Origin of the sequence: Streptomyces sp. NPDC057743 (assembly GCF_042798755.1) — a bacterium.
Lineage (GTDB): Bacteria > Actinomycetota > Actinomycetes > Streptomycetales > Streptomycetaceae > Streptomyces.
Map to the genome: position 1 here is coordinate 1 of NZ_JBHVJX010000076.1, position 11,555 is coordinate 11,555.

At 73.3% G+C, this 11,555-nt stretch carries 2 protein-coding genes; both read right to left on the reverse strand.

Annotated elements, in window-relative coordinates:
- A partial coding sequence (locus ACFVFQ_RS37700) for a type I polyketide synthase (RefSeq protein WP_383425125.1) occupies positions 1 to 1,799 on the reverse strand: 1,799 nt, incomplete at its 3' end.
- Between the two features lie 45 nt (positions 1,800 to 1,844).
- The coding region (locus ACFVFQ_RS37705) for a type I polyketide synthase (protein ID WP_383425127.1) at positions 1,845 to 11,555 on the reverse strand (9,711 nt) is incomplete at its 5' end.

Below are 11,555 nucleotides of genomic sequence, written 5' to 3' on the forward strand. Positions count from 1 at the left end.
GGCGCCAACGCCCGCTCACACTCGGCCCAACGCGACGCGAACGCCTCCGACGAATCCAGCAGACCGACCGCCATGCCAACCCACTGCGAACCCTGACCCGGGAACACCAACACCGCGCCAGAGCCCGCACCGACCCCAACGCCCGTGAATGCGGCGGGGGTTGGCTCGCCGGACGCCACCGCGGCGACGCCCGCCAGCAGCACGTCCCGGTCGGCGCCGACCACCACCGCGCGGTAGTCCAACGCCGCCCGCGACGACGCCAACGAGAGGGCGACGTCCGCGGGGGCCGCCTCGGGGCGCTCCGCCAGGAACGCGGCCAGTCGCCCCGCCTGGGCCCGCAGGCCCGCCTCGGACTTGCCGGACAGCACCCACGCCACCGGGCCCGCTTCCGACCGTACGGGCTCGTCCGCCGCGGCCTCCGGCTCCGGTGCCTGTTCCAGGATCACATGGGCGTTGGTGCCGCTGATACCGAAGGAGGAGATGCCGACGCGGCGTGCCTGGCCGGTCTCCGGCCAGGGGCGGGCCTCGGTGAGCAGTTCCACGGCGCCCGCGGACCAGTCCACGTGCGGGGTGGGCTCGTCGACGTGCAACGTCCTTGGCAGCACGCCGTGTTGCATCGCCTGGACCATCTTGATGATGCCCGCGGCGCCGGCGGCGGCCTGGGTGTGGCCGAGGTTGGACTTGATCGAGCCCAACCAGAGGGGGTGACCGGTGTCCCGGTCCTGGCCGTAGGTCGCGAGCAGCGCCTGGGCCTCGATGGGGTCGCCCAGCCTGGTGCCGGTGCCGTGCGCCTCCACCGCGTCGATCTGCTCGCCGGACAGGTGCGCATTGGCCAACGCCTGGCGGATCACGCGCTGTTGGGACGGGCCGTTGGGGGCGGTCAGGCCGCTGCTGGCACCGTCCTGGTTGACGGCGGTGCCGCGGATGACGGCGAGGACGGGGTGCCCGTTGCGCTGGGCGTCGGACAGCCGCTCCAGCAGCAGCACGCCCACGCCCTCGCTCCAGCCGGTGCCGTCCGCCGCGGCGGCGAACGACTTGGAGCGGCCGCTGGGGGCCAGGCCGCCCTGCCGGCTGAAGTCGACGAAGGTGCCGGGGGTGGACATCACGGCGACGCCGCCGGCTAGCGCCAGTCCGCATTCCCGCTGGCGGAGGGCCTGGACGGCGAGGTGCAGGGCGACCAGGGAGGAGGAGCAGGCGGTGTCGACGGTGACCGCGGGGCCTTCGAGGCCGAAGGTGTAGGCGACCCGGCCGGAGACCACGCTGCCGGCGTTGCCGGTGCTCATGAAGCCGGCCGACTGTTCCGGCACGGCGCGCACGCCGGCGGTGTAGTCGTGGTACATGACGCCGGTGAAGACACCGGTGCGGCTGCCGCGCAACGAGGTCGGGTCCAGGCCGGCGCGCTCCAGGGCCTCCCAGGAGGTCTCCAGCATCAGCCGCTGCTGCGGGTCCATCGCCAGCGCCTCACGGGGTGAGATGCCGAAGAGGGCCGAGTCGAAGTCGGCGGCGTCGTAGAGGAATCCGCCCTCGCTGACGAAGGAGGCGGCGGCGTCGGGGCCGAACAGCGCCTCCAGGTTCCAACCACGGTCGGTCGGGAACGCCGAGATGGCGTCCGTCTCCGAGGCAACCAGCGTCCACAGCTCCTCCGGCGAGGCGACCCCGCCGGGGTAGCGGCAGCTCATCGACACGATGGCGACCGGTTCGGTGTTCCTCGACTCGGCCTCCTGCAACAGGCGCCGCGTCTCGCGCAGATCGGCGGTGGCCCGCTTGAGGTAGTCCAGGTACCTCGCGTCAGTCGTCACGGACGTTCACTCCCCCTAGAAGCTGTGGACTGCTGGCACCGACGGTCAGGGCGCGCCGAGCTCGTCGTCGAGAAGGCTGAAGATCTCCTCCGCGCTGGCGTCGTCGAGATCGGCGTCGACGCGGTCCGCGGAGTCGCCGGCGGCGCTCCGTTCCCTCTCCTGCCATGTGGTCAGGAGCCGGCGCAGTCGGCCGGTGATGTCGGCCGCCTCCACCTGTGCCAAGTCGGTTGCGGCCAGGGCCGCTTCCAGCTTGGCGATCTCCTCGCCGACCGGTGTGCGGGTGCCGCCGTCGGCCGGTGCGACCAAGTCGCCCAGGTGCTGGGAGAGCACGGTGACCGACGGGTAGTCGAAGACCGCGGTGGTCGAGAGCCGGACGCCGGTCGCCGCGTTGAGGCGGTTGCGCAGTTCGACTGCGGCGAGGGAGTCGAATCCGAGGTCGAGGAAGCCCCGGTCCGGGTCCACCGCGAGCGGGGACGCGTGGCCGAGGACCTCGGCGACCCGGGCCCGGACCAACTCCCGGAGCGTTCGGGCGCGTTCGGCCTCGGGCAGCGCGGCCAGTTCGGCGCGCTGCGCCGCGGGGTCGGTGGCTGCGGCGGTGGACGGGGTCGCCCGCCGGGCCGCCGGGCGGACGAGTCCGCGCAGCAGCGGGTGCACGCCGCCGGTGGTGGCGCGGGCGCGCAGGGCCGGCAGGTCGAGCCGCAGCGGGGCGGTGACCGCGCGGTCCTGCCCCAGCGCGGCGTCGAAGAGCGCCATGCCGGCTTCCGCGGTGATCGGGGTGAATCCGGAGCGCGCGGCCCGCGACAGGTCGCGTTCGCCGAGCCGTCCGGTCATCCCGCCGGTGGCGGCCCACATGCCCCAGGCCAGCGAGGTGCCGGCGAGGCCCTGGGCCCGGCGGGCCTGCGCGAAGGCGTCCAGGAAGGTGTTGGCGGCCGCGTAGTTGGCCTGCCCCGGCCCGCCGAACAGGCCGGCGGCCGCGGAGCACACGGCGAACACCGACAACTTCAGGTGCTGGGTGAGCTCGTGCAGATGGACCACGGCGTCGACCTTGGGGCTGAGGACGGCGGTCAGTTGCTCCTCGGTCAGCGTGTCGAGGACGCCGTCGTCGACCACGCCGGCGGTGTGCACGACGGCGGTCAGCGGCGCCTCGGCCGGCACGGTGTCCAGGGCCCGGGCCAGGGCGGCACGGTCGGCCACGTCGCAGGCCAGCAGCGTGGCCTGCGCGCCGAGGGCGCGGAGATCGGCCAGGAGGGCGTCGGCGCCCTCCGCTTCCGGACCACCGCGGCTGAGCAACAACAGGTGGCGGACGCCGTGTTGGGCGGCCAGATGGCGGGCGACGAGCCCGCCCAGCATGCCGGTGGCGCCGGTGATCAGGGTGGTGCCGGCGGTGTCCCACGGCCCGTGCTCCGCGCCGGTGCCGGTCTCCCCGGCCGCTTTGGTGTCGTCGGCGGGAAGGGTGCCGTCGGCGGGTCCGGCCGGGACGCGGACGAGGCGGGGCACATGGACGTCGCCGCCGCGCACCGCGGCCTGGGGTTCGCCGACCTCAAGGGCCCGCGGCAGGGCGCCGTTGCCGATCTCGGTGCCGTCGGCGTCGATCAGCAGGAACCGGCCGGGGTGCTCGGACTGGGCGGAGCGCACCAGGCCCCACACCGGCGCGGCCGCGATGCCGGGCACCGCGTCGTCGGCCAGCACGCCGACCGCTCCCCTGGTGACGACCGCCAGGGTGGTGTCGGCGAGCCGCTCGTCGGCCAGCCAGGACCGGACCAGGGCGAGCGCCCGGGCCGCGGTGCGGTGTGCGGCGGCGGCCAGGTCGGCGTCCGGGCCGGTGTCGTCGGTGAGTTCGGCGACGGCGAGGCGGGGTGCCTCGGCGCCGGCGCCGATCGCCTCGGCCAGGGCGGCGGCGTCCGGGTACGCGGGGAGCGGACGGTGTCCGGTCCGGCCGCTGCTCAGCCCGGCGACCGGGCCGAGGGTGACCCAGCGCGCCGCGTCCGGCGTCGCGTCCGCTTCGATGCGGATCCAGTCGACGGCCAGCGGCTCGCCGCCCTGCGCGGCCCGGGACGCCGGCGCGGCGAGCGCCCGCAGGGTCACCGAACCGGCCGCGAGGACCGGGGCGCCGGCGGCGTCGGTCGCCAGCACCGACAGGGTGTCGTTGCCGACCGGCGACAGCCGCACCCGCAGGCTGTCGGCGCCGACCGCGTGCAGGGTGACACCCGCCCAGGAGAACGGCAGCCGCGCGCCCTCCTCGTCGGCGAACAGCCCGCTCATGCCGGCGGTCTGGAGCCCGGCGTCGAGCAGCGCCGGGTGCAGCCCGTACGCGCCGGCGTCCGCCGCCACCTCCTCCGGCAGGCGCACCTCGGCGAACACCTCGCCGTCGCGCCGCCAGACCGCCTGGAGCCCCTGGAACGCGGGCCCGAAGTCGAAGCCCAGTCCGGCGAGTTCGGCCCGGAAGTCGGCGACGGAGAGCGCGGTGGCGCCGGCCGGCGGCCACTGGGCCAGGTCGTCGGCGTCCACTCCGGTCGCCTCGGGCAGCACCGAACCGCTGGCGTGCCGGTTCCACGGGTCGTCGGCGAGCCGGGAGTGCACGCTCAGCGCGCGGCGCCCGGACGCGTCCGGCGCGCCCACGGTCACCTGGATCTGCACCGCCTCGTCCGCGGGCAGCACCAGGGGCGCTTCCAGGCTGAGCTCCTCGACGGTTTGGCAGTCGGCCTGTTCGGCCGCGTACAGGGCCAGTTCGAGGAAGGCGGTGGCTGGCAGCAGCACCGCGTCCTGGACGGCGTGGTCGGCGAGCCAGGGGTGGGTCCGCACGGACAGCCGGCCGGTCAGCACGGTCTGCTCGGAGTCGGCGAGGGTGACCGCGGCGCCCAGGAGCGGGTGCCCGGCCGCGCCGAGCCCAGCCGCCGTGAGGTCCCCGGCGCGGGACGGCCCGGGCTTCACCCAGAACCGCTCGCGCTGGAACGCATAGGTGGGCAACTCCACCGGCGCGAGCCGGCGTTGGCTGCCGAGGGCCGGTGACCAGTCGACGGCAACGCCCATGGTGTGCAGCCGGCCGACGGCGCCGAGCAGGGTGCGCTCGGGGTCGCGGTCGGCGCGCTGGGCGGCCACGGTGACCGGCTCCTGCTCGTCGTCGACGAGCGCGGTGCCGGCGAGGGCCGCCAGCACGGAGTCCGGGCCGACCTCCAGGAAGGTGGTGGCGCCGTCGGTGGCGGCGGTCCGCACCGCATCGGCGAACCGCACGGTGCCGCGGACCTGGTCCGCCCAGTACCGCGGGCTGCACAACTCGTCGGCGGTGGCGGCCCGGCCGGTGAGGGTGGAGACGACCGGGATGCGCGGCGGCCGGTAGTCCAGGCCGGCGATGAGCTCCGCGAACTCGTCGAGCATCGGCTCCATCCGGTGCGAGTGGAAGGCGTGCGACACCCTGAGCCGGTTGGTCTTGCGCCCCTGCTCCTGGGCCCACTCCCGCACCGCCTCGACGGCGTCGGTGTCGCCGGAAACCACCACCGCGTAGGGGCCGTTGACGGCGGCCAGCGCGACCCGGCCGTCGTACTCGTCCAGCAGCGGGGTGATCTCGTCCTCGGTGACCTGCACCGCGAGCATCGCACCCCCCTCCGGCAAAGCCTGCATCAGTCGGCCGCGCGCCGCGACCAGCACGCACGCGTCGTCGAGGGAGAGCACTCCGGAGACGTGAGCGGCCGCGATCTCGCCGATCGAGTGGCCGATCAGCACGTCGGGACGGATCCCGAACGACTCGATCAGTCGGTAGAGCGCCACCTCCACGGCGAACAGCCCGGCCTGCGCGTAAACGGTCTGATGGAGGTCACCGTCGTCGGCGCCCCACAGGACATCCTGCACAGGCCGGTCAAGCAACCGGTCCATCCGGGCACACACCGCGTCGAACGCCTCGGCGTACACCGGGAACCGCTCCCACAGTGCACGGCCCATGCCTGAATACTGCGAGCCCTGGCCGGAGAACAACACCCCTAGCCGTCCCCTATCGGCGCCGGCGACCCCTTGCACGACTGCGGGGTCGGGCCGCCCGTCGGCCAGCGCCGCCACCGCGGCGAGCAGCTCGTCGCGGTCCCCGCCGATGGCGACGGCGCGGTGCTCGAAGGCCCCCCGGGTGGTGGCCAGCGCATGCCCAACGGCCGCCGGCGACAGCTCGGGACGCTCCAACAGGTGTGCGCGCAGCCGCCCGGCCTGTTCCCGCAGCGCCGCCTCGGTCCGGGCGGAGAGGGGCCAGGGGGTGGGGGTGAGGGGCTGAGTGCTGTCCGGGGTCGCCTCGGTGTCCGCGCCGGGCCACTTCGCTGACGGTGCCTGGTTCGGTGCCTGTTCTGGCGCCTGTTCCGGTGCCTGTCCTGGCCCTTGTTCCGGTGCCTGTTCCAGGATGACGTGCACGTTGGTGCCGCTGACCCCGAAGGAGGACACCGCGGCGCGCCGCGGCCGGTCGACCGCCGGCCAGGCACGGGCCTGGGTGAGGAGCCGGACCGCGCCGGCCTCCCAGTCGACGTGCGGGGTGGGCCGGTCGACGTGCAGGGTGGCCGGCAGGGTCCCGCTGGACATCGCCAGCACCATCTTCATCAGCCCGGCGATGCCCGCCGCTGCCTGGGTGTGCCCGATGTTGGACTTGATCGACCCCAGCCACAACGGCCGGTCCGCCGGCCGCCCTTGGCCGTACGTGGCGATGATGCCCTGGGCCTCGATGGGGTCGCCCAGCTTGGTGCCGGTGCCGTGCGCCTCGACCGCGTCGACCTGCTCGCCGGAGAGGTGTGCGTTGGCCAGCGCCTGGCGGATCACCCGCTGCTGCGCCGGGCCGTTCGGCGCGGTCAGGCCGTTGGAGGCGCCGTCCTGGTTCATCGCCGAGCCGCGCAACACGGCCAGCACCGGGTGCCCGTTGCGCCGGGCGTCGGAGAGCCGTTCCAACACCACCACGCCGGCGCCCTCGCCCCAGCCGGTGCCGTCCGCGCCGCCCGCGAACGACTTGCAGCGCCCGTCGACGGCCAGCCCCCGCTGCCGGGAGAACTGCACGAAGACGCTCGGGGTGGACATCACCGTCACGCCGCCGGCCAGCGCCAACGAGCACTCACCGGAGCGCAGCGACTGGGCGGCGAGGTGCACCGCCGCCAGCGACGCCGAACAGGCGGTGTCGACGCTGACCGCGGGGCCCTCCAACCCCAGGGTGTAGGCGATCCGCCCGGAGACCACGCTGGCCGCGTTGCCGGTGAGCGTGTAGCCCTCCAGCTCGGCGGGCGCATGCGCCAACAGGGCGGTGTAGTCCTGCCCGTTGGTGCCGGCAAACACCCCGGTCTGGGTGCCGCGCAGCGAACCCGGGTCGATGCCCGCGCGCTCGATCGCCTCCCAGCAGATCTCCAGCAGGATGCGCTGCTGGGGGTCCATCGCCAGCGCCTCGCGCGGCGAGATCCCGAAGAACGCGGCATCGAACGCCCCGGGGTCGTCGAGGAACGCGCCGTGCCGCGCATAGCTCTTCCCGTGGCTGTCCGGATCGGCGTCGAACAGCGCGTCGAGCTGCCACCCCCGGTCCTCGGGGAACGTTCCGACGCCGTCCCGCCCCTCGGCGAGCATCCGCCACAACTCCTCCGGCGTACGCACCCCGTCGGGGAACCGGCACCCCATCGAAACCACCACGATGGGGTCGTCGTGGCCGACGTTGGCCTGCGCAAGGCTGGCGTCGATGAGGTTGCCGTCCATGGGATTGCCGTCGGCGTCTGGCTGCGTCCCCGTCACACTGGCCAGCAAGTGCTCGGCGATACCGGTGGCGTTGGGATAGTCGAAGACCACCGTGGCCGGCAGGGCGATCCCGGTGGCGGCCGACAGCCGGTTGCGCAGTTCGACGGCGGTGAGCGAATCGAAGCCGAGCTCACGGAAGGCCCGGTTCGGCTCCACGTCACCGACGGAGCCGTGCCCGAGCACGGCGGCGGCGTGCGCCCGCACCAGGTCGAGGACCACCCGCGGCCGCTCGCCGGCCGGCACCTCGGCCAGCCGGCGCGCCAGTTCGGGCCCGTCGGCCTCCGCGACGGTGGCCGCCATCGCCTGCTGGGCCTCCTCGATCCCCTCCAGCAGCGGACTGCGCCGCATGGCCGCGAACGAGGGGGCGAACCTCTCCCAGGCCACATCCGCGACGGCCACCGTGCCCTCTGACTGACCGAGCGCGTCCTGAAGGGCGGCGATGCCCCCGTCCGGGGTGAGGAAACCCATCCCGGCCCGGCGCATCCGGTCTTCCCGTACGGCGGTGTCGGTGGCCAACGAGCCGGCCCAGGCACCCCAACCCACCGAGAGGGCCGGCAGCCCGTCGGCGCGGCGCTGCTCGGCCAACGCATCCAAGTAGGCGTTGGCGGCCGCGTAGTTGGCCTGGCCCGCGTTGCCGAGGGTGCCGCTCAGCGACGAGAACAGTACGAAGGCGGAGAGGTCGAGGTCCCGGGTCAGCTCGTGCAGATGCCTGGCCGCGGTCGCCTTGGGCCCCAACACACCGTCGAACAGCTCCGGGGTCAGCCCGTCGACCACGCGGTCGTCGAGCACCGCGGCCGCATGCAGCACACCGGTGAGTGGCCGGCTCTCCGGCACCGCGGCCACCACGGCCGCCAACGCCTCCCGGTCCGCCACGTCGCACGCCGCGAACTCCACCCGCTCGCCCAGCTCTTCGCGCAGCGCCACCGCCCCGGGGGCGGCCTCGCCCCGCCGGCTGAGCAACAACGCCCGCTCGGCACCGGCCCGCACCACCCAACGCGCCAGGTGCGCACCGAGCGCCCCGGTACCACCGGTGATCAACACGGTGCCGGAGGGCTGCCATTGGCGCTGCGACCCGGCCTCCTGCTGTTGGTTCTGCTTCTGGTCCTGCTGCCTGGGTGTCTGCCGGTTTCGCGGGGCGCGGACCAGCCGGCGGAGGAAGACCCCGGAGGAGCGCACAGCCACCTGGTCCTCGCCGCGCAGACCGTCCGCACCGGCGAGTACGGCGACGAGTCGGGCGCCCACCCGCTCGTCCACCGCCTCAGGCAGGTCGATCAGCCCGCCCCAACGGTCGGGGTGCTCCAGGGCGGCCACCCGCCCGAGCCCCCACACCATGGCCTGTTCCGGTGCCCGCAACCTGTCGGCCCGCCCCACCGAGACCGCTCCGCTGGTCACGCCCCACAACGGCGCCTCAACTCCCGCATCGCCCAACGCCTGGAGGAGAAGCGTGGTGCGGAGGAGGGGGTGGGGGGTGTGAGTGTGGGGGTGAGGGGGAGCGTCCGTGGGGGCTTGGGGGTCGGTGTCGGCGTGGGTGGTTGGCGCGTCCAGCGCCAGAGTCGACAGGACGCCGCTGAAGCCGTCCTCCCCGGCGAGCTCTGCCAGTCGCGCGGCGAGGGCGGCGCGCTCGGGGGCGTTGGCGTCCGGTGCGATGTCGATGACGGCGATGTCGGCACCGCGTTCGGCGAGTTCCCGTCGGCACGCGGCCGCGAGCTCGCCCGCACTCTCTCCCTCGGCGGTCACCACGAGCCAACGGCCGCTGAGCCGCGCGCCGTTGGCCGTGGACGCCGGCTTCCACGTCGCCCGGTAGCGCCAGCCGTCCACGGCGGAACGCTCCCGCCGCCCGCGCCACCAGGACGACAACACCGGCACGACGGCCGACAGTTGAGCCGCACCATCGTCACCCTCGACCATGAGAGTGTCGGCCAGCGCGCCCACGTCCTCCTTCTCGACCGCACGCCAGAAGTCGGCTTCCGCGGGATCAACCGCCCGACTCGCGTCGGCGGCCGGCTCCGCCAACCAGTAGCGCTGGCGTTGGAAGGCGTAGGTGGGCAGGTCGACGCGCCGCGGATGGTACGGCGCGAGGATCTTCTCCCAGGCAACGGGCAGGCCGTGCAGGTGCGCCTGGCCGAGGGAGGTGAGGAGTTGGGCCTGATCGCCGTGGTCGCGGCGCAGGGTGCCGAAGGCGGCGCCGGTGGCGTCCGCGGCGTCGAGGGTCTGCTCCACGCCGACGGTCAGCACGGGATGCGCGGAGGCTTCGATGAAGACGGTGTGGCCGGCGGTGACTGCGGCCTGGACGGCGTCCTGGAAGCGGACGGTCTGGCGCAGGTTGCGGTACCAGTAGTCGGCGTCGAGGCCGGCGGTGTCGGTCAGTTCGCCCGTCAGCGTCGAGAAGAAACCGACGGACGTCGCCTCCGGAGTGATCGAAGCCAGATCGGCCAGGATGCGGTCGCGGAGCGCCTCGACGTGCGGGGAGTGCGAGGCGTAATCCACCGGAATGCGACGGACCCGAATGTCCTTTGCTTCCCAGGCGGCCTGCACCTCGTCCAGAGCCGCCGCGTCACCCGAAACCACCGTCACGGACGGGCCGTTGACCGCGGCAATGCCCAGACCGTCGTAGTCGGCCAGGACCGATTCCACCTCGGCGACGGGGAGCGGAACGGACAGCATGCCACCGGCACCCGACAGCGCGGTGATCGCCTGCGAACGGAGGGCAACCACCCGCGCGCCGTCCTCCACCGACAGCGCACCAGCGACGACCGCAGCCGCGATCTCCCCCTGACTGTGACCGATCACGGCCGCCGGCTCCACGCCGGCCGCCTGCCATGTTGCCGCCAGGCAGACCATCACGGCCCACAGCAACGGCTGAACGACATCGACGCGTTCCAACACAGCCGGGTCGGTGGAACGCGCCACCTCCGTCAACGACCAGTCCACAAACGGCGCCAACGCCCGCTCGCACTCGGCCCAACGCGACGCGAACGCCTCCGACGAGTCCAACAGATCCGCCGCCATGCCGACCCACTGCGAACCCTGGCCCGGGAAGACCAACACCGCACCCGAACCCACACTGACCCCGGTACCGGTGACCACGCCAGCAGTTGGTTCGCCGGAAGCGACCGAGCCCACGCCGGCAAGCAGCGCGTCCCGGTCGGCGCCGACCACCACCGCCCGGTGCTCCAACACCATCCGCGACGACGCCAACGAGAACGCCACATCGACCGGCGACAGTTCGGGACGCTCGCCGAGGAACGAACGCAACCGCTCCGCCTGCGCCCGCAACCCCGCCTCAGTCTTGCCCGACAACACCCACGCCACCGGCACACCATCCGGAAGCTCCGACTCGGGCCGCCCAGAGTCAACCTCCGGCACCTGCTCCACAATCACATGCGCATTGGTGCCACTGATCCCGAACGACGACACACCCGCACGACGCACCCGCCCAGAATCCGGCCACGGACGGTTCTCCGTCACCAACTCCACCGCACCAGCAGCCCAATCCACATGCGAAGACGGCGCATCAACATGCAAGGTCCTCGGCAATACACCACGACGCATCGCCTCAACCATCTTGATCACACCAGCCACACCCGCAGCCGCCTGCGTATGTCCGATGTTGGACTTCACCGAACCCAACAACAACGGCTGATCGGCATCCCGGTCCTGACCATAGGTCGCCAACAACGCCTGCGCCTCAATCGGGTCACCCAACTTCGTGCCCGTACCATGCGCCTCCACCACATCCACATCCGTCGCCGACAAACGCGCATTCGCCAACGCCTGCCGAATCACCCGCTGCTGCGACGGCCCATTCGGCGCCGTGAGGCCGTTCGACGCACCATCCTGGTTGACGGCCGAACCACGCATCACGGCAAGCACCCGATGCCCATTCCGACGCGCATCCGACAACCGCTCCAACACCACAACCCCCACACCCTCAGCAAACCCCGCACCATCAGCCGCATCCGCAAACGCCTTACACCGACCATCCGACGCCAAACCACCCTGCCGCGACATCTCCAC